Source organism: Fodinibius sp. SL11 (assembly GCF_052060035.1).
Taxonomy (GTDB): domain Bacteria; phylum Bacteroidota; class Rhodothermia; order Balneolales; family Balneolaceae; genus Fodinibius.
In genome coordinates, this window is the sequence record NZ_JBPOEA010000009.1 from 1 (window position 1) to 19,680 (window position 19,680).

Below are 19,680 nucleotides of genomic sequence, written 5' to 3' on the forward strand. Positions count from 1 at the left end.
ATTATGCGGAGAGGGAGGGATTCGAACCCTCGGTACGCGCTAGACGCACACACGCTTTCCAAGCGTGCGCCTTCGACCGCTCGGCCACCTCTCCAATAAAGAGTCGCAAATATAGGTTATTTTCTATCTGATATCAATGTTAAAATCCATACGTAAAAATTTGTCTGCTGTATGCCTTTACAGGCTGACCGTTATTCCGTGCCGGTCGAAATTTCCACTGCAAAGCAGCTGTTAGCGTTGCCTCGGTAAGTCCATAGTTAATCCGATCTACCGTTCTTTTCTCTCCCGATTCTTGATCATACAATACAACTTCGGCAATACTGGCTTCTTCAACTTTCCCATCTGTATCAACCAAAAAATTCACCCAAACTTCGGCTTTGATATTTACTTTCTTTGCAGCTTCAGGAACAGTTGGTTCGACAATATGAATAACTTGTGGGGCAACTTGTGGACTTGACACAGGTTGATCAGCATCGCCATCACTACCGATCATTTCAACAGATAGCGAGTCAGAATACTTACTGACGTTTAAATCATCCAACTCAATGGGTTCTTCTTCAATTATCTCATCAGTAGGTTCGGGTATGGGAGTCTGCGGTTTTGGTGGAGGCGGTGGGCTGTTTTGTTGCTTTGTGCGCACTACATCTTCAATGGCAATAGTGTCATCTGAAAAATCAATTTTCTGATTTATAGAAGTAGATTCATTAACCGGCCAAAAACTAAAAAACAAAATGGCAATTACTTCAACGACTATTAATGCCGCCATAATACGAATGTGATATCCACGCTCACTGTCTACTATATATTTTTTAAGATCAGACAAAATATGTACGGATATCTAAGCAAGTATGAAGATTCATTTACTATCAACGAATAAACATCGGCTTATCATTCATTGCCATTGTGATATTAGTAAATCCTGAAATGAGTTTTGCAAGGGGAAGCTGGCAAAAAAACATGCCTAATAATACATCTATTAATTACAGTCTCACCTCTTCTAACACTTTTCTGATAAATCCATTATGGGTATTTAATTTATTCTGCGCCTCATCTTTATTCAGTTTCCCTAATGCCATGACTAATGCTGTTTTTACATGGCCGTCTGCAGCTTGGAGCAATTTATCCGTCTCCTCATAATCAAGATCTGTAAACATCATGACAATTCGTTTTGAACGTTCGTGTAATTTCTGATTAGAAAGCTGTAAATCAACCATCACATTCTCATAAACTTTTCCTCGACGGATATTGGCTCCCGTAGTAATCATATTCAACACCATTTTTTGAGCCGTAGCACTTTTCATGCGGGTACTTCCCATAATTACTTCAGGTCCTACAGAAACATCAATCAAAACATCAATATCGATATCAATTTGATTACCGGGTACCGTTGTCACAAAAATTGTGTTGCATCCCTTTTCTTGAGCCGCTTTTAAGGCACCATGCACATACGGCGTTCGCCCGCTGGCGGCCAATCCACAAATAATGTCATCCGACTCAAGGTCGATCTCCTGCAAAGCTTTCCGCCCATTTATCTCATAATCTTCGGCCCCCTCCTGGGCCTCAAAAACAGCATCCTTGCCCCCGGCAATTAACCCAACTACTTGTTTAGGATCTGATCCAAACGTAGGCGGACATTCGGCGGCATCCAGTATTCCCAATCGCCCGCTTGTTCCAGCTCCCGCATAAATCAACCTTCCCCCCTTATCAAAGGCTTGCTTTACCATATCAATTGCTTGTGCAATTTGCGGAAGTTTCTTTTCAACCTCATCTGCAACCTTCTTGTCTTCGGCATTAATCAGCCGTGCAATTTGTAGTGAATCCGCAACATCAATTTTTTTTGTATTCGGATTTCGTTGCTCTGTATCAAGTTTCTTTAATTGGTCAAAAAGCTCCTGGTCTTCTTTTTTCACGCTGATAGAGTATTAGTTATATGATTGCATTAACTCACTTAAGTTAAACGGATTTGGGGATAACAGAAAAGTCAATAATGAAATAAGACGTTATCAAAAATTAGGCGTTATGAGCCGCCAATTTTTCCAAGATGAGTGTGTCGAAAAGAATTAATATGCTTTAATCCAAAACCAAAAAGCCGATCCATCGAAGAGTGTGCAAACAAAATGATACCCACCAATTCTATAGTTGGGGATTTCATAAAAATGCCCATACTGTAGATTAACAAAGCCAATCCTTTATGATGAACAATATTGTAGAGATAAGCCCCCATTTTATTATTCATTGCATATCCGACCATGCTCACATCGGGTACCAATAACAATGCCGGAAACAACCACCAAACAAAATCAGTGTACCAAAATAATAAGCCGGCGAAAAGAAACATCGCCAGCTCCTCAAGCTTAATGAGTGATTTCATTATTTTTTCTTGCTGCGGTGTTTCCACCAGTCAGAATATGTCCCATTGGAAGAATTATTTTTTAGCTTCTGCTTTTCTTCCTGTCCACTATCCTCCATTTTAAGCAGAGATGCAGCCAGAGCTTTTACTTTGTCGTCATCTGTAATTTCTGCGTCAAGTTTTTCCCTGCTAAAATGATCTGGTACAAAATGCGTATCGTAGTTACCTGACGTAAATGATACATGCTCTAATACATACTTGCAAAATGGAATGGTGGTTCGACATCCCGCAATTTCATATTCATCAAGTGCACGAAGCATACGCTTAATAGCATGATCTCGATCCATTCCAAAGGTACAAAGCTTCGAAATCATAGGATCATAATTAATGGTTACCTTCTGTCCTTCTTCTACTCCTGAATCCACACGCACACCGTTGCCCGATGGAATTCGATGTTTACTCAATGTACCGGTACTCGGCAAGAAGTTGTCCCGTGGATCCTCGGCATAAATACGGCATTCCACAGCATGTCCGTTCATTTGGATATCATTCTGCGAAACAGGCAGCACTTTCCCTTCGGCTACCAAAATCTGTAATTCAACCAAATCCAAACCGGTAATTAATTCTGTTACCGGATGTTCAACCTGTAGACGAGTATTCATCTCAAGGAAATAGAAATTCCGTTCTGCATCCACTAAAAATTCAATGGTGCCTGCTCCCACATAATCTACCGCCTCTGCTGCAGCAATAGCAGCTTCGGCCATTTCTGAACGCAGATCAGGCGTCAAAATTGAGCACGGTGCTTCTTCGATTACTTTTTGGTGTCGGCGCTGAATTGAGCATTCCCGATCGAATACATGAAGGGTATTACCATGCTCGTCAGCAATTATCTGAAATTCAACATGCCGCGGCTCTACCAAATATTTTTCGATATACACCCGGTCATCCCCAAAGGCATTCCTTGCTTCTGACTTAGCAGCTTTTATGCCAGAACGAAACTCATCTTTATTATTGACGATGCGCATACCTTTACCGCCGCCCCCGGCAGCCGCTTTTACCAACACCGGGTAGCCAATTTCATCGGCTATTTTTTCAGCCTCCTCAACATCTTCGAGCTCTTTTTTTGTACCAGGTGGAAATGGAACATCAGCTTTGCCCATGATTTCACGGGCCGCCGTCTTATCTCCCATCAATCTGATAGACTTTGCCTTTGGACCAATAAAGATAATATCTTCTTCGCGGCACCGCTCTGAGAAATCCCCATTTTCGCTCAAAAATCCATAGCCCGGGTGGATGGCATCAGCTCCGGTATCTTTTGCAGCCTGAATTATTTTATCGATCACCAAGTAACTTTCTGAAGATGCAGCCGGACCGATATGAACGGATTCATCGGCCTGTAATACGTGCGGAGCATCGGCATCAGGTGTAGAGTATACAGCTACCGTCTTTTTACCCAGCTCTTTACAGGTTCGAATTACACGTAAAGCAATTTCGCCGCGGTTTGCTACCAAAATCTTGTTAATCTCTGGCATAACTATTTTTTAAATGATGTGCGTTTTTAACATTTGTGGCCATAAATCCCATTCGTCAGCACCATCAGACCAAATATCAAGGTGATGATCTAAAAATTTCATCCGCATTACGTTATCCATGCGTACAGCATCGTTAATTCGCTTATCTTCTTCATAACTTACCAGCCGAAAATCAATATCCTGAACCTTATCAAGTAAAGACTTTTTATTTAGGTTTGGCACAAAATCCATGGGATTACTGTAGTAAACATCATCGTCGTAATAATCGTCTATATACGGCCTGATATCATAAATTCCGCTTATCCCAATTGCTTTCCCAAATACTTCAGGATACTTGAGGGCAGATGTAATCGCATGATATCCCCCAAAGTCAACACCGGCGATTATAATAAATTCGATACTATTTTGGTCTTTAATGAAAGGCACAACTTCTTCAACAATATATGATTCGTATTGTTGCTGGCGAATCAAACGTTGTTCAGGGGAGGCATTTTTATTGAGCAGCGCTTCATTATCAATAGACGGTAATGCAAAAAGTTGATTAAATCCGTTGTCCAACTGATAAGAAATGGAATCAGTCATCCCAAACTTTTCCCATTGCTTACAAGTAGCTCCTCTTGTGGGAATCCCTATTACCGGTGTGCCTGTCTCTCCATAAACAGCCATCTCCATGTCCTTACCCAGACTGGGACTCCGCCATTTCTTTATTTTTGCTTCCATTCGCCTCTGTTTTGATTAGATCGGCAATAAAATTTGAATGGAATATAACAGTTCCTATTGATTTGTGTAAACGAAGATCTCACCTAATCTTAAAACAAAATCAGGAATGCGCTACTTTCATCTGATAATAAGCCCGGGGAAGAATGGAAAACTTTTCTGTAGCGTTTAAATAGGCTCTTTTGCTAAATACGTTATAATTATTTTCCTCAATTTTATTCAGAATACGACCATAATTTTGCCGAGCTAAATATACAGGCAAACGGCTGTCGCTACTCAGTAGACTAATCCCTTGTTCCGATCGCTGATAATACCTGCGAGTCCGTTGAATCTGGAAATCCAACAAATCAATAACATTTCCGGTCTGCTTGTAATTAAATAACTCTTCTTCCGTAACGTTGAAACGAACCATATCCTCTTGCGGCAAATAGATTCTATTTCGACGCAGATCTTCCCCAACATCCCGCAAAATATTAGTCAACTGCATTGCAATACCCAAATCAACAGCATAGCCCAAGGCCTCTTTTGATTCATATCCAAAAACCTGGCTGGTCATCAAACCCACAATTGAAGCCACCTTGAAAGAATAATCATACAACTCATCAAAGGTCTGGTATCTATTTTTGAATAAGTCCATACAAACCCCTTCCATAAGCTCAAATGGCATTTCTATGGGGATATGATATCGTCGCAGAACATCGGAAAATGCTATAAGAATATCATTATCATGGGATTGACCATTATAGGTATCCCGCAGTTTCTGTTTCCAAGATTCCAATTTTATACGAATATCATCTTCGGTGAGTTCACGTTTCTCTAACAGATCTTCTGCCTCATCTACCAAGTCGTCGATATACCGGCACAGGCTATATATTGCAAAAATGCCACGCTGCTTATGGTTCGGTAAAAAACGGGTCGCCATGTAAAACGTTTTAGCATGGTGCCGGGTGATAGACCTGCATTCAGCATAAGCCTCTTTAAGACGCTCATCATTCAGCTCTTCTATAACCGAACGATGAAAAGAAGTGCGCTGATAAATAGGCTTGAGCAACGCGTATGGTATTTGAAAAAGGTCTGTCATTAATACAATATATTTTCTACTTGTACTATACCCAATGCAATATCCCTGTAAAAAAGTTCCTATAAATTTTTATAACGCCTGGTAATTAAAATGATCTAATAATTACATTTCTATTCTTGGTAAGTTTTTATGATTTTCTACTGATCTCTTTTATTAAAAATTATTACTCTTGTGGATAATTCTTCTCAAATCAATACCAAAGCGTTAAATAATTGCATAACCCAAACCGATGTACCCGGCTACCCCGAACCTTACCGAGGAAAAGTGCGTGACGTTTACCCTTTGGATGATGATAAATTAGCTATTGTCGCCAGTGATCGCATCTCTGCTTTCGACCATATCATGAAAAAAGCCATCCCCTACAAGGGACAGATTCTTAATTCACTGGCCGCTTTTGCCTTTGAAAAGGTGGATGATCTTGTTGCTACCCATGTTGTTGATGTCCCCCATCCCAATGTAACGATTGCTAAAAAATGTGAGCCCATTCCCATCGAAGTAGTTATTCGAGCTTGCCTAACAGGACATGCCGCACGCGTTTACAATTCAGGCAAACGTACGCTTTGTGGAGTAGTGCTTCCCGACGGAATGGTTGAAAACCAAAGGTTTAAAGAACCGATTCTAACGCCTGCAACCAAAGCTGAAGAAGGACATGATGAGGATATATCAGAAAAGGAAATATTAGATCAAGGAATTGTACAAGAAGATATCTGGAAGGAAGTTCGTAAGAAGGCTTTTCAAGTTTTCAAGCGCGGACAACAAATAGCCAATAAGCAAGGACTTATCCTTGTGGATACCAAGTATGAATTTGGATTACACAACGGTGAAGTCACCCTTATTGATGAAGTACATACGGCCGATTCTTCGCGATACTTCTATATGGATGGATATAAGGAGCGACTCGAAAAAGGTGAGCCACAAAAACAACTTTCTAAGGAGTTTCTTAGAGAATGGCTGATGGATCACGATTTCCAAGGCAAGGAAGGACAAAAATTGCCGGATCTTCCTGATGAATTTCGCATCAAGGTATATAACCGCTATACCGAGCTTTTCGAAAAACTTACCGGAAAAACATTTGAACCTACTCCTATTGATATGAATTCATTCAATAATGAGTTAAGGGATATCTTTAATCAGTATTGATTAATCTTAGTCCCTCAAAACAATGCAGCTCCTTTTGCTAAAGCCAGAACCTTTGTTTGTATGTAGAAAAGTAGGAGTATTATTTAAACTCAATTCCGAAATGAATAGTGATTTCAGAGTTATATCTAAACAATAATAAACCGTTGAAATATTTTTCCGAGGCTACGCTGTTACTGAGGGCACGTTAAGTTTATCTGCAAAACGTGCTAAGGCTTTTTTCCCTTTCATCGCTTTACGAGCAAAGACTCTTTCATCGCCATTTTGGGATAAATACTCTTCAAAAGATTCTCGCTCTCCCCTTTCAAGGTTATCATCCAAGTAATCAGTTAAAAAATCAGTGAGTATACCGTCACTGTCAAATGCTGTAGGTTTCATAGTAAAGAGGGTAATAGATTATATACAAGTTCAAGTACCTTATCTATTACCCTCTAACTGAATTATGCAGAAATTGTTTCGGGGTAGACGTAATTTTCTAATAATTCCTGTAATTGAGCCCGTCCACGGTTAATACGCGACTTAACCGTACCCATTGGTAGGTCTGCTATTTCAGAGATCTCTTCGTATGATAGTTGTTGGATATCACGCAATACAACCACTTCACGAAAATCATCACTAAGTTCTTTTAATGCTTTTTCAAGTTGATCCATGCACATTTTTTCGTGCAGCAAGTCGTCTGGCAAAATACCTGAATCCTCCAACTTCATGGGACGATCTTCTGAGTCATCCGGATCTTTATGAATAGTAACCTTGGTCATTCGTTTTTTCTTTTTATACAAGCTTTTGGCCAGATTTATGGCGATGGTGTACATCCAAGTGGAGAATTTCGCAATACGTTCGTATGAATGACGGCTACGGAAAACACGAAAGAACGTCTCTTGTACTAAATCCTCACAGTCCTGGTGATCATGGGTATAGCGATACAAAAAGTTATGCAACCGATCCTGATACCGATTGACCAAAATATTAAAAGCTTGTTCATATCCTGACTGGAATTTTTCCATCAGATCTTCATCAGACATTTTATGTAACTTCGCCTTGGAAATAGCTTGCATAATGACCCCTTCTTTGATTGCAGTTAATAATTGCGAGGATCATCAGCTTTCCGTTATGGGTAAAATAAATTTTTGCTAACCGATGATCCGTTTGATCATCAGGAGAAGTATCGTCGAAGGGTCCATCTTGGTAAAACCTTTCGATGCTCGATCGGCATCCAAGAGTGCTTCAAATATTCTGGGCATCTCGGCCAGTTGAAAAACTGAAGCGTCTTTCCAAAGCTTATTGAAATACCAACTGTTGTTGATACCTAAGGTATTTTGAACTTGTTTTTTGGAATTACCCTGTCCAGCTAACCGGCGAATTTGCCAGATGTTTGAAAACACATTGTAAAAGAACCCCACGGAACGAATAATTTCTCCCGTGTTCGCTTTAGAGTGTTGCAACATCTGTTCCGCTATAAACAGGGCCTCATCCAAATTGCGCGAAAAGATGGCGTCTTTAAGTTCAAACACCGAATATTCGCGGTAAAGGCCGATTATTTCTTTTATTTGGCTCTCTGCAATGGTATCAGAAGTGTCTACAAAAGTACACACTTTATCTATTTCTGTGGACAGTAACTGCAAGCTGTTGCCCACATATTGCGCCAGCATTTGGGCCGCTGGCGGTTCAATTCTTTTATTATGATGCTTTTTAGCCCAACTAATAATCCAGTCAGGTAGACGGTAGTCGGGCACTTCTTCAAATTCGTAAAATCCTGCATGCTTCTTAAATGCTTTTCCAATTTTAGAATGACCCGACGGCTTTTTGGTATCTATACAAACAAACAGTGTGGTTGGATTGGGCTGCTCCAAATAAGGAATCAAATCGTTTATTTCTCCCTGGTATCCTTCGGCTTGTGCTCCGTAACCGGATAACTCTTTAAAATCCCGCAAGATAACTACACGCTGTTCAGCCATCATCGGATAACTTCGAATGATTGATAAGACCTTTTCGGGGGTAACGTCACGACCATAAAGAAGATCAAAATTAAAATCCTTTTGATCTTCTGGAATTAACCCCTCGACCACTTCTTGGAGCTTATCCAGAAAGAACTCTTCTTCTCCATAGAAAAAATATACGGGCTTCCGGTCCTCGGATTTTAACTCCTGAAGGATTTCCGAATAGAGTTCTATACTGGTTTTTTTAGCCATCGTTTGTTATTAATGATTGGTTATCAGTTAAAAAGAAAACTCCAAATAAAACTAATAACCATTACCCAGTAACTAAGGTGTTAGTCTTCCCATCATACGTGGAAATGGAATAGTCTCACGGACATGATCCAAACCGCAAAGCCAAGCTACCGTTCGCTCCAGTCCTAAGCCAAATCCGGAGTGTGGTACCGAACCGTATTGACGTAGATCAAGATACCATTGGAAGGTATCTTCTGACAGCCCGTGTTCATTTATACGCTTGCGGAGTGTTTCCAAATCATCTTCGCGTTCACTTCCACCAATAATTTCACCGTAGCCTTCTGGAGCCAGCATATCGCAAGCCAACGCCAGTTTTTCGTCTTGGGGATCACGCTTCATATAAAAAGCTTTAATTGCTGCGGGAAAACGATGCACCAAAATAGGCGTATCGTATTTCATCGTCAGCAAGGTTTCATCGCTGCCGCCAAAGTCTTCACCCCATTCAAAATTGAGAGCAGATTCCCTCCAATCAGGTATATTTCGTAAATCTTCTTCAATTTCATCCAGTCGCTTGCCAATCTCTATGACACGCTCATCAATCTGTGCCTTTCGCCACTTTTTGGCTTGTCCGCGTTCTTTCTCAATCTCTTCGCGTTCTTCTTTAAGCTCTGCTGCTTCCTTCTTACGATCTTCGACCATTTGATCAAGCATAGCGGCCATATCGTCGCTCTTAAGCTGTTCAACAGCTTCGGTATAGGATATACGAGGAAAGCCCTCATCCACGGCTTTACGCAGTTTTGAAGTATCTCGCTCTAAGATTTCAAGCTCTTTAGGACGCCGGTCAATCACGCGTTTTACAATGAACTTGATGAAGTCCTCAGCCAGATCCATATTCATATCCAGATCATAAAACGCCATCTCGGGTTCTATCATCCAGAATTCGGTCAAATGACGACGCGTTTTACTTTTTTCGGCTCTAAACGTCGGACCAAAAGTGTAAATCAATCCATGCGCCATGGCCATGGCTTCGCCATATAGCTGTCCGGATTGCGTTAAGTAAGCCTGGTCTTCAAAGTATTCCGTTTCAAAAAGATTCGTTGTGCCCTCAGCGGCATTGCCGGTAAAAATTGGGGCATCCATCTGAACAAAACCGCGTTCCTGGAAAAAAGTATGGATGGCATAAATAATCTCGTTTCGCACCCGCATAGCTGCCCACTGTTTTTGACTTCTCAGCCACAGGTGACGATTTTCCATCAAGAACTCAACACCATGTTCTTTGGGGGTAATGGGATAGTCTTCCGCAACTTGGTAAATTTTCAGATCAGTGACTTGTAGTTCATGTCCACCAACACTCCGCTCATCTTCAACAACTTTACCCGTAATTTGAAGCGAGGTCTCTTGGCGAAGTGCTTCTGTCTGCTCCCAGGCTTCCTCACTCACGGCATCTTGTGCTACCACGCATTGACAGATTCCTGAACCATCACGCATTTCAACAAAATAGAGACTTCCGCTACTTCGGTAGTTATAAACCCACCCTTTGAGTGTTACTTCTTCATCAACGTGATCGGACAAATTACTGATATAAACCATGCTTCAATGAATAATTTTGTTAATACTTTTGGTAAAATATGGAGCTCGAAACTAATCATTTCTAATCAGACTCGAAACGAAAATTCTTACGTTTCAGGCAAAAGCAAAGCCTCAGAAAATTGATTGTTATCAAAAAATTCCTGAGCGAAATCCTGAACCTGATCAGCATCAACCTCATCAATTTTTTCTTGGAGTTCATCAAGCGTAACAAAACGGTCAAAATAGATTTCACTTTTCGCTAACCGTGACATTCGATTATTCATACTTTCAACCGAGAGCATCAACTTCCCTTTGAGTTGAGCTTTGGCCTCCGCCAGTTCTTGTTCCGGGATGGGATTTTGCTTCAGCTTATCGAGTTCGGCTTTAATTAGCTCACGTACATGTTCAACATAATCCTTATCGGTACCTACATAGATCCCATACAATCCGGTATCACTGTATGACTGATTAAAGGAAGTGATCGAATAACAATAGCCATACTTTTCCCGGACATTCTGATGCAACCGAGAACTCATTCCTCCGCCCAATACCGTGTTGGCAAGCAGCAGTCGATATTTATCTTCGTGATTATAATGAAGACCCCTTCGACCGGCAATTAGATGGGTCTGCTCAATGGGCTTGGTAAGTTTTAAATTATCTACTTCATAATCCGGCAGTGGAGGATTCTTATCAACAGTATCCTCCGGTTCCACTGCACTAAAATAATCATTCACAAGTTCTACTACCCTCTCATGATCTACATTTCCCGCTACAGCTACCAGTAGATTTGAGGGCTGATAGCGCTCATCCATATAATCGTACAAATCCTGCCGTTCAAAAGCCGAAACTGTATCTTCAAATCCCAACGTTGAATTTCCCAACGGATGACCTTTGAATATATGTCCGCTGAACTGCTCAAAAAGATAGTCATTGGGGCTGTCACGGTACATCTTCATCTCTTCGATAACAACCTTTTTCTCCTTCTCTATTTCATCTTCTGGAAATGATGGATGCAGAACCATATCTGAAAGTACGTCCAGTGCGCGTTCGAGCTGCGTATTAAGACACCGAGAATAATAACAGGTATACTCGGAGGACGTAAAGGCATTTAGATATCCTCCGACTGATTCCATACTCATAGCGATATCCAGTGAAGAACGATTTTCGGTTCCCTTAAACAACATGTGCTCCAAAAAATGGGTAACCCCCGCCATTTTGTGCGTTTCATTTCTACTGCCGGTTTTTGCCCAAATGCCCACAGCCACACTTTTAACGCTGTCAACATCTTCGGTGACAATCTTTAATCCGTTATTTAAGATCGTCTTATTTACAAAATCGATTTCTTTCATATTCTTTGTGGTGCTCATGAAATATGCAATTTAATTGAGAATATAATTCTCATTTTATTTTTTAAATTCGTACCTCTACTGCGGTTTATATCATGTTAACTCATCAAAATTAAAACCAAAATCCAGATGAAACCTATTGCCCTAAAACAAAACGCCATCCCGAAAATCGAGATGGCGCAATCTAAGACGTAATTATGAAGTTCTGATAAGCTTAGTTATCGTCTCCATCCTTAGGAATAAGGGCCTTTCGTGAGAGACGGAGTTTACCGCCATGCTCAACCTTGAGGAGTTTCACCTCCAGCTCATCCCCTACAGAAAGTACATCACTCACATTATCAACATGTGAGTGATTAATTTCTGAGACGTGAAGTAACCCATCCTTACCCGGTACAATTTCAACAAAAGCGCCATAATCTTTGATCGCTTTCACCGTACCTTGGTATGTGGCCCCTTCTTCGAGATGACCAACAATTCCCTGGATACGTTTTTTAGCTTCTTCAGCATTAGAAAGCTTATCAGCGCTTATTGTAATTTTACCTTTACCGCGCTCTTCATCCTCTTCAACCCAAATTTCAGTGTTTGTTTCTTTCTGAAGCGTCTGAATAACTTTACCGCCCGGTCCAATTACCGAACCAATATCATCTGCTTCAATCTCCATATTAACAAACTGTGGTGCAAACTCTGAAATCTGATCTCTTGGCTCATCAATGGTTTCAGCCATTTTATCAAGAATGTGCAAGCGTCCTTTTCGGGCTTGCTCAAGAGCTTCTTCAAGCTTCTCAAAAGAGATCCCACTTACTTTCATATCCATCTGGCAAGCAGTAATTCCGTCTCGGCTACCCGCTGTTTTGAAGTCCATATCACCCATGAAATCTTCTTCGCCACGGATATCAGATAGTACAACCTCATTGTCATCACCAACAATCATTCCCATTGCTATTCCCGCAACAGGTTTTTTGAGGGGCACACCGGCATCCATAAGAGCCATTGATCCACCGCATACAGATGCCATGGAAGATGATCCGTTAGATTCTGTAATATCAGAAATAACACGAATCACATACCCAAACTCATCAAATGAAGGCATTAACTTGCTTATTGAGCGCTCAGCCAAGTGTCCATGCCCAATTTCACGTCGACCGGGTCCGCGCATGTACCCGGCTTCGCCTACACTATAGTTGGGAAAATTATAGTGGAGGAAGAATTTTTTGTCTTCTTCTGTCAACAGCGTATCAATCGCCTGGGCATCTTTTTGGGTTCCCAAGGTTACCGATACAAGTGCCTGGGTTTCGCCACGTGTAAAAATGGCCGAGCCATGAGTGCGAGCAAGATATCCAACTTGCGTCCATATATCGCGAACATCTTCAGGAGAACGTCCATCAATACGTTTCTTTTTCTCAAGAATCATATTGCGTAGTTCCTCTTTCTCAATCTTGCTCAGAATATCCTTGATTGTACCGCCTTCTTCAGCATATTCATCCGTTTCGGTCAGCTCTTCAACGACGCTGTCTTTAATTTCTTGAAGTCCTTCGCTGTACTTTTCTTTTCCAAGACCGATATTTACATGCTCTCGGATACGTTCTTCGGCAAGTTCGTGAACCTTCGCTTTTAGATCTTCATCAACAGGTTCCGGCTCAAAATCACGTTTTTCTTTGCCGAACTCATCCCGAAGTTCTTCCTGGAATGCACACAGCTTTTGGATAGATTCATGGGCTACTTTAATAGCCTCGAGCATTTCTTTTTCAGAAATCTCTTCCATCTCACCTTCCATCATAATAACACTCTCAGCAGTACCACCGATAATCATATCGATGTCGCTCTGTTTCATCTCGCTGATGGTTGGATTGATTATATACTCCCCATCGACACGTCCGACACGAACTTCAGCAATCGGACCAGCGAAAGGAACATCTGAAATATGCAACGCCGCCGATGCTCCTACACCACCAAGAACGTCGCCGTCATGTTCACCGTCAGAAGAAAGAACAGAACAGATTATTTGCGTATCAAATCGATATCCATCCGGAAAAAGAGGACGTAGACTTCGATCAATCAATCTACTGGATAGGACTTCCTTATCATTCGGGCGGCCTTCGCGCTTGATAAAGCCACCGGGAAATTTGCCTCCGGCAGAAAAACTTTCTCGCAGATCAACGGTTAAAGGGAAAAATGGTTTATCCGTAGGTTCTTTGGAGCTCACTGCTGTACATAATACCATAGTATCACCCATGCGTACGACAACTGCACCATCGGCCTGCTTTGCAATACGACCGGTTTCTATCGATAATGTTTTGCCTGGTGCAAATTCTACACTTTTAAAATCTTCTTTCATCGTAATACTGTATTCTATTCAAATTTAAAATATATAAACAAAGCTTTACGTAATGATTTCAAAACTTTGTACTTGATGCTATTAGGGAGGGAAATACTGCTAAAAAGAGCAGCATAAAAAAGGCACGTCATCAATAACGTGCCTTTCAAAGAATTACTTGCGAATTCCTAAATCACTAATGAGCTCTCGATATGTTTCAATATCGTTGTCCTTGAGGTAGTCGAGCAGTTTTCTTCGTTTCCCTACCAGTTTTAACAATCCTCTTCGAGAGTGATGATCTTGTGTATTTTCCTGAATATGATCTGTAAGATCATTTATTCGCTCAGTCAATATTGCAATCTGAGCTTCAGTGGACCCGGTATTGTCCTTTGACCCACCATATTTTTTGACAAGTTCTTCCTTTCGCTCTTTTGTTATCGCCATGTGTTAATTAAATTCTTTTTATCTTTTCTACAACTATATATAACGTTCTTATATTAGCAAGCAAAGATAAGCGATCAAACCGTTTTTTGCAATATTTTAATGCTTGCTAAGCAGTTCCTGTGCCTGTTCTTTATCAGCGTTGAGCTGCTTAATCAATTCTTCTTTCCCGCTAAACCTTTTTTCTTCCCGAATACGATTAAAAAATCGTACCTGTACTTCCTTACCATAGATATCTTCATCGAATTCAAACATGTGCACCTCCAGCGTACGCTGTTTTCCATCAAAGGTTGGGCGGGTTCCTATATTCATCATTCCGTCGAACCAGCTTCCATTAATACGAACCTTTACGGCATACACGCCATCTTTGGGGATAATTTTATGGTCATGTTCCGGCTTGATGTTCGCTGTGGGAAAACCAATTTCTTTACCCCTCTTATCGCCATGAACCACCGTCCCGTTTAGACGATAAGGACGCTGCAAAAAATCTGCAGCCTGTTCTACATTTCCATCCTCACTTATTGCATTACGGATCGCAGTACTGCTTACGGTTTTCTCCCCTATCTCGTGTTCAGAGACAACATAGGAATCAAAATTGAGTTCGGTCCCAAGCCTTTCGATCGTTTCTATCGTTCCTTCCCTGTTCCGGCCAAAGTGATGATCATAGCCGATTACAAATTCACTTACTCCAATTCTTTTATGAATGATATCCCGAATAAATTCCTCAGAGCTCAGCAAAGAAAAATCACGATCAAAAGGAATGACAATCATGCGATCCATACCCAACTCCTCCAAAATTTCGCATCGCTCCTGCAAGGTAGTTAACAGCTTGATACCGCCATCCCCAGGATTGATAATATCTCTGGGGTGTGGGTCAAAGGTAACTAACACACTTCGTGCTCCTCGGTCTTTTGCTTTTGCAACCACCGCGTCAATAATAGCTCGGTGGCCAGCATGTACGCCGTCAAATGTGCCCACCGTTAAAACAGTGTTGCTTTCACGTTTAACATCATCTAAAAAAACAAGTTCAGACATGGCTTTATAGGTTTAAAACCTTTCTATTAGTGCGTTTCAATATTTGAAGCATAATTATGGATTGAAAAAATATCTTCCATCTCTCCTACCGTTAATGCTTCACTATTTTTGAACTTTCCGATGGAGGTCCGCTGAAGTCCAATAAGATGACCAGCAGTATCCAAAGAGGTTGCTAAATCATCAGCCAGTGTGCGAATATACGTTCCCTTGCTGCACTTTATGTATAATTCTAATCGTGGGAAATTACATTCCAATACTTTTGTTTCATGGATAATGACCTGGCGCGGCTTTCGCTTCACTTCTTTTCCCTTTCGAGCTAATTTATATAGCGGATCTCCATTATGCTTAAGAGCAGAATACATAGGCGGTATCTGCACAATTAATCCCGAAAGCTTATCTTTTAATGCATCCTGAATTTTTTTCGCAGTAAGATGTTGGAATGACGCCCGTTTTTCAGGGAAGGTTTCGGCATCGAGACTTGGAGTTGAAGACCCGAAAATTATTTCAGCAACGTATTCTTTATCGGCTTCCTGAAATGCTGACACGGTTCGTGTTCCTTTTCCGCAACACAAGATCAGCAGACCTGTTGCCATCGGGTCAAGGGTTCCGGCATGACCTATTTTACGAATATTGGTACACTTTCGTAAAAATTTAACAACCTGAAAACTACTCCATCCCTTGGGTTTGTTGATAAGAAATGCCGCGCCTTCATTGTAATCAAAGTCAGGGTCAGGCAAATTGCGATTGGAAAATATTGGCAGCTCATCAAGCGGTATAGCTTTTGCCATCAGTGTTCTCTACTCGTCATCTGCGTTATTGTCGCGCTGCTTCCGTTCTTTGCGGATTTTTTGAAACAGCTTTTCCATCTTTTCGACGTGTTCGGCTGTTTTATCATTGATGAAATGCAGCTCGGGAATACGTCGTACCTGATGACGAATTTTCTGAGCCAATTCTTTGCGAATAGCTGCATTCTGTTCCTCCAAATAAGCAAAGATGGCATCCTCATCCTTACCGGGGGCATACACGCTCAGTAATACCTTGGCAATAAGAAGATCTGGTGTAACATCAACTTTTGTTACCGTAATAAATGATCCGGATTGTTGATAGCTCTTTTGAATGATCTTGCCAAGATCACGCTTTATAACCGCTCCAAGTCGTTCCGTACGAATACTCATAATCTAAAAGTTAACGGTTAATACGTTAGTCTTCGTCGCTTTGTACATCTTCGAGACTTCGTCGTTCCTCAACAACTTCGTAGTTCTCGATCACGTCGCCAACTTTAATATCATTGTAGTTTACAATACTGATACCGCATTCGTACCCGCTTTTCACTTCTTTGACATCATCTTTAAAGCGTTTGAGAGCATCAATTTCTCCATCATAGATTACGACTCCATCGCGTACAACCCGAACCGGATTATTGCGATTTATTTTACCATCCGTCACATAACATCCAGCAATGGTTCCTACGCTGGATACCTTAAAGATTTCCCGTACTTCAGCATTACCATAGAGACGCTCACTAATTTCAGGCGAAAGCATACCTTCCATGGCATCCTTGACTTCATCAACAGCGTCATAAATAACGCTAAAGAGACGAATATCAATTTCTTCTTCCTCGGCAACTTTTCGTGCGTTGGATGTCGGTCGTACCTGAAAGCCGATAATAATTGCTTCGGAAGCAGAAGCGAGAAGCACATCAGATTCGGTAATAGCACCGGCTCCTGTATGGATGATATTAACGGAAACCTCCTCGTTGCTTAACTTTTGCAACGCTCCGGAAAGTGCCTCAATAGAACCATCCACATCAGCCTTAATAATAATATTCAAGTCTTCAATCTCACCGAGTGCAAGACGACGTGAAAGGTCATCAAGACTCATATGCTTAGATTGACGAAGCTCTTGCTCACGTTTAATCTGCTGACGCTGATTTGCAATTTCTTTAGCTTTCTTCTCATCATCGAGTACGACCAGTTTATCCCCTGCTTGCGGAATATCATCAAAGCCAGTCAGCTGCAATGGTGTTGAAGGTCCTGCTGATTCGATTCGTTCGCCATGCTCATTTTCCATGGCTCGAACCCGACCAAAGCATGGTCCGGCAACAAACGGATCACCAACTTCGAGCGTACCATTCTGTACCAAGATATTTGAGACAATACCTTTTCCTTTATCAACGCGAGCTTCAAGAACAACCCCATCAGCATTTCGGTCGGGATTCGCTTTCAACTCCATCAATTCAGATTCAATAAGAACTTTTTCGAGCAGATCAGGAATTCCTTCACCGGTTTTGGCAGAAACTTCTGCAACCTGGTTTGTACCGCCATACTCTTCAACAATTACATCATGCTCAGCCAGTTGCTGCTTAATTTTATCCGGATTAGCACCAGGCTTGTCCATCTTATTAATGGCAACAATAATGGATACGCCGGCTGCTTTAGCGTGATTGATCGCCTCAATGGTTTGCGGCATCACAGCATCATCAGCTGCAACTACAAGAATAACAATATCGGTAGCCTGAGCACCACGAGAACGCATTGCCGTGAAGGCCTCGTGACCGGGAGTATCAAGAAAGGTAATGGGGCGTCCATCATCAGTAGTAACTTCATAAGCACCTACGTGCTGTGTAATACCGCCGGCCTCTCCTTCAGCGACCTGAGATTTTCGTATATAATCAAGTAATGAAGTTTTACCGTGATCAACGTGACCCATAACCGTAATAATAGGTGCACGCGGTTGCAGATCTTCCGGATCGTCCTCTTCTAATTCAATTTCTTCAATGGCCTCATCGGCATCAATAAATTCAACCTCATAACCATATTCCTCGGCAACAAGCTCAATGGTACTGGCATCTAATCGCTGGTTGATGGAAACCATCATACCGAGATCCATACAAGTCGTAATCACATCATTGGCTTGCACATCCATCAACTCGGCAAGATCACTGACCGTAATAAATTCAGTTGCCTCGATAACTTGATCTTCAAGTTCCTCAAGCTCTTGTTGCAACTGTTCTTCTTCCTCGCGTTCCTCTTTTCGTTGTCGGCGACGCTTCTGACGTTTACTACCAACAGTTTCGGACGACTGCATTTTTTGCAGCGTCTCTTTCATTTTTTGTTCTACATCTTCCTCATCAACACGACTTCCACGCCGTTTGCGACGCTTCTTCTTACCCTTATCTTTCTTCTTGCTTTTCTTGTTTTCACGCTTCGAGGATTTAGTATTAGACCCGTCCTCATCTTCTTCACGACGGTCTTTTTTACGCTTACGTTTTTTTCGTCGCTTGGGCTTACTTTCATCAATTTTAACCTTGCCCACAACTTTGGTTCCCTTCAGTCTGCCGGCATGGCCTCGGATTACTCCTTGCTCCTCATCTTCATCCGGCTCATCTTCATACTCTTCATCATCCTCGTCTTCTTCATCAGACTCTTTCCCCTCATCCTGTACTTCTGCTTCCTCATCATCTTCATCATCCTCGATTTCTTCGGACGTATCCTCTTCTTCATCGGCTTCAAGATCTTCATCTTCGGTCTCCTCGGAAGTATCCTCTTCGTCACCAGGTTCTTCTATAACTTCTTTTGTTTCTGTCTCTACCTCTTCCTCTTGAGCATCTTCAACATCTTCATCAGCAGCTTCATCTTTGTCCTCTGAATCCCCTTCAGCTTCAACATTTTCCTCTTCTTTATCAGCAACCTCTGGTTCATCAGCTTGTTGCTCTACTTCAGGCTCCTCTTTTTCTGAAGTTTCAACTTTGGCAGGTTGTTCCTCCTCAACTTCCGCTTCAGGCTCTTCCTCCTCTTTAGGCTTGAGTCCTTCTATTTCTTCCTCTTCCTGAGGCTCAATCGGAAGATCTTCATCTTCAAGAGGTTCCAGATAATCTTCGACAGATACACTTTCATTTCGGCTGGCACGAATTTGATTACGGCGATTCTCATACTCTTCTTTCGCCTTTGCGTGCTGCTTGCTTTTTTCTTTATCAACACCATAAACCTC

General features: G+C 41.6%; 18 protein-coding genes and 1 tRNA gene. 1 reads left to right on the forward strand and 18 read right to left on the reverse strand.

Annotated elements, in window-relative coordinates:
- Positions 1–6: 6 nt before the first annotated feature.
- From ACQ76V_RS10780 to ACQ76V_RS10810, 7 genes are all read right to left on the reverse strand, one after another.
- Positions 7–94: transfer RNA gene (locus tag ACQ76V_RS10780), tRNA-Ser, on the reverse strand.
- Between the two features lie 45 nt (positions 95–139).
- Entirely contained in the window at positions 140–823 is a 684-nt protein-coding gene (locus ACQ76V_RS10785) for an energy transducer TonB (RefSeq protein ID WP_441000509.1), read from the reverse strand.
- A 157-nt stretch (positions 824–980) separates the two neighbouring features.
- Entirely contained in the window at positions 981–1,910 is a 930-nt protein-coding gene (gene murQ / locus ACQ76V_RS10790; RefSeq protein ID WP_441000510.1) for an N-acetylmuramic acid 6-phosphate etherase, read from the reverse strand.
- Between the two features lie 107 nt (positions 1,911–2,017).
- On the reverse strand, positions 2,018–2,371 hold the full coding sequence (locus ACQ76V_RS10795) for a DUF4260 domain-containing protein (RefSeq protein ID WP_441000511.1): 354 nt from the start codon (positions 2,369–2,371) through the stop codon (positions 2,018–2,020).
- Positions 2,371–3,882 (reverse strand): acetyl-CoA carboxylase biotin carboxylase subunit, encoded by a 1,512-nt coding sequence (accC, locus tag ACQ76V_RS10800; protein WP_441000512.1) that lies wholly within the window; start codon positions 3,880–3,882, stop codon positions 2,371–2,373. The genes ACQ76V_RS10795 and accC overlap by 1 nt, the downstream gene beginning before the upstream one ends.
- A gap of 9 nt (positions 3,883–3,891) precedes the next feature.
- On the reverse strand, positions 3,892–4,602 hold the full coding sequence (locus tag ACQ76V_RS10805) for an alpha/beta hydrolase-fold protein (RefSeq protein WP_441000513.1): 711 nt from the start codon (positions 4,600–4,602) through the stop codon (positions 3,892–3,894).
- A 100-nt stretch (positions 4,603–4,702) separates the two neighbouring features.
- A complete protein-coding gene (locus tag ACQ76V_RS10810; RefSeq protein WP_441000514.1) occupies positions 4,703–5,680 on the reverse strand; it encodes a phytoene/squalene synthase family protein in 978 nt (325 codons plus the stop codon).
- 171 nt (positions 5,681–5,851) lie between these two features.
- Between ACQ76V_RS10810 and ACQ76V_RS10815 the strand changes: the two genes are divergently transcribed.
- On the forward strand, positions 5,852–6,820 hold the full coding sequence (locus ACQ76V_RS10815) for a phosphoribosylaminoimidazolesuccinocarboxamide synthase (protein WP_441000515.1): 969 nt from the start codon (positions 5,852–5,854) through the stop codon (positions 6,818–6,820).
- Between the two features lie 162 nt (positions 6,821–6,982).
- Here the strand turns inward: ACQ76V_RS10815 and ACQ76V_RS10820 are convergent, their stop codons facing one another.
- From ACQ76V_RS10820 to infB, 11 genes are all read right to left on the reverse strand, one after another.
- The gene (locus ACQ76V_RS10820) at positions 6,983–7,195 is read right to left on the reverse strand and encodes a hypothetical protein (RefSeq protein WP_441000516.1); all 213 of its coding nucleotides are present in this window, start codon (positions 7,193–7,195) and stop codon (positions 6,983–6,985) included.
- Positions 7,196–7,257: 62 nt separating this feature from the next.
- The gene (locus tag ACQ76V_RS10825; protein ID WP_441000517.1) at positions 7,258–7,872 is read right to left on the reverse strand and encodes a sigma-70 family RNA polymerase sigma factor; all 615 of its coding nucleotides are present in this window, start codon (positions 7,870–7,872) and stop codon (positions 7,258–7,260) included.
- Between the two features lie 75 nt (positions 7,873–7,947).
- Positions 7,948–9,006, reverse strand: coding sequence for a DNA polymerase III subunit delta (holA, locus tag ACQ76V_RS10830; protein WP_441000518.1), 1,059 nt, complete (start codon positions 9,004–9,006; stop codon positions 7,948–7,950).
- Between the two features lie 72 nt (positions 9,007–9,078).
- Positions 9,079–10,575 (reverse strand): asparagine--tRNA ligase, encoded by a 1,497-nt coding sequence (locus tag ACQ76V_RS10835; protein ID WP_441000519.1) that lies wholly within the window; start codon positions 10,573–10,575, stop codon positions 9,079–9,081.
- A gap of 86 nt (positions 10,576–10,661) precedes the next feature.
- Positions 10,662–11,921, reverse strand: coding sequence for a M16 family metallopeptidase (locus ACQ76V_RS10840; protein WP_441000520.1), 1,260 nt, complete (start codon positions 11,919–11,921; stop codon positions 10,662–10,664).
- Between the two features lie 193 nt (positions 11,922–12,114).
- Entirely contained in the window at positions 12,115–14,235 is a 2,121-nt protein-coding gene (pnp, locus tag ACQ76V_RS10845) for a polyribonucleotide nucleotidyltransferase (RefSeq protein ID WP_441000521.1), read from the reverse strand.
- 153 nt (positions 14,236–14,388) lie between these two features.
- Positions 14,389–14,658, reverse strand: a complete 270-nt coding sequence (gene rpsO, locus ACQ76V_RS10850; RefSeq protein WP_441000522.1) for a 30S ribosomal protein S15 — start codon at positions 14,656–14,658, stop codon at positions 14,389–14,391.
- Between the two features lie 96 nt (positions 14,659–14,754).
- Positions 14,755–15,690 carry a bifunctional riboflavin kinase/FAD synthetase gene (locus ACQ76V_RS10855; RefSeq protein ID WP_441000523.1) on the reverse strand — a complete coding sequence of 312 codons (936 nt, stop codon included), beginning with the start codon at positions 15,688–15,690 and terminating at the stop codon, positions 14,755–14,757.
- A 26-nt stretch (positions 15,691–15,716) separates the two neighbouring features.
- Positions 15,717–16,478, reverse strand: a complete 762-nt coding sequence (truB, locus tag ACQ76V_RS10860; protein ID WP_441000524.1) for a tRNA pseudouridine(55) synthase TruB — start codon at positions 16,476–16,478, stop codon at positions 15,717–15,719.
- A gap of 9 nt (positions 16,479–16,487) precedes the next feature.
- The gene (gene rbfA, locus ACQ76V_RS10865) at positions 16,488–16,865 is read right to left on the reverse strand and encodes a 30S ribosome-binding factor RbfA (protein ID WP_441000525.1); all 378 of its coding nucleotides are present in this window, start codon (positions 16,863–16,865) and stop codon (positions 16,488–16,490) included.
- Positions 16,866–16,890: 25 nt separating this feature from the next.
- Positions 16,891–18,798, reverse strand: a complete 1,908-nt coding sequence (gene infB / locus ACQ76V_RS10870) for a translation initiation factor IF-2 (protein ID WP_441000607.1) — start codon at positions 18,796–18,798, stop codon at positions 16,891–16,893.
- Positions 18,799–19,680: the final 882 nt, after the last annotated feature.

Excerpts from the sequence above, each read along its gene's own strand:
- ACQ76V_RS10795 (WP_441000511.1), bottom strand. The coding sequence starts at position 2,371 with ATGAAATCACTCATTAAGCTTGAGGAGCTGGCGATGTTTCTTTTCGCC.
- accC (WP_441000512.1), bottom strand. The coding sequence starts at position 3,882 with ATGCCAGAGATTAACAAGATTTTGGTAGCAAACCGCGGCGAAATTGCT.
- ACQ76V_RS10805 (WP_441000513.1), bottom strand. The coding sequence starts at position 4,602 with ATGGAAGCAAAAATAAAGAAATGGCGGAGTCCCAGTCTGGGTAAGGAC.
- ACQ76V_RS10810 (WP_441000514.1), bottom strand. The coding sequence starts at position 5,680 with ATGACAGACCTTTTTCAAATACCATACGCGTTGCTCAAGCCTATTTAT.
- ACQ76V_RS10820 (WP_441000516.1), bottom strand. The coding sequence starts at position 7,195 with ATGAAACCTACAGCATTTGACAGTGACGGTATACTCACTGATTTTTTA.
- ACQ76V_RS10825 (WP_441000517.1), bottom strand. The coding sequence starts at position 7,872 with ATGCAAGCTATTTCCAAGGCGAAGTTACATAAAATGTCTGATGAAGAT.
- holA (WP_441000518.1), bottom strand. The coding sequence starts at position 9,006 with ATGGCTAAAAAAACCAGTATAGAACTCTATTCGGAAATCCTTCAGGAG.
- ACQ76V_RS10835 (WP_441000519.1), bottom strand. The coding sequence starts at position 10,575 with ATGGTTTATATCAGTAATTTGTCCGATCACGTTGATGAAGAAGTAACA.
- ACQ76V_RS10840 (WP_441000520.1), bottom strand. The coding sequence starts at position 11,921 with ATGAGCACCACAAAGAATATGAAAGAAATCGATTTTGTAAATAAGACG.
- pnp (WP_441000521.1), bottom strand. The coding sequence starts at position 14,235 with ATGAAAGAAGATTTTAAAAGTGTAGAATTTGCACCAGGCAAAACATTA.
- rpsO (WP_441000522.1), bottom strand. The coding sequence starts at position 14,658 with ATGGCGATAACAAAAGAGCGAAAGGAAGAACTTGTCAAAAAATATGGT.
- ACQ76V_RS10855 (WP_441000523.1), bottom strand. The coding sequence starts at position 15,690 with ATGTCTGAACTTGTTTTTTTAGATGATGTTAAACGTGAAAGCAACACT.
- truB (WP_441000524.1), bottom strand. The coding sequence starts at position 16,478 with ATGGCAAAAGCTATACCGCTTGATGAGCTGCCAATATTTTCCAATCGC.
- rbfA (WP_441000525.1), bottom strand. The coding sequence starts at position 16,865 with ATGAGTATTCGTACGGAACGACTTGGAGCGGTTATAAAGCGTGATCTT.
- infB (WP_441000607.1), bottom strand. The coding sequence starts at position 18,798 with ATGAAAGAGACGCTGCAAAAAATGCAGTCGTCCGAAACTGTTGGTAGT.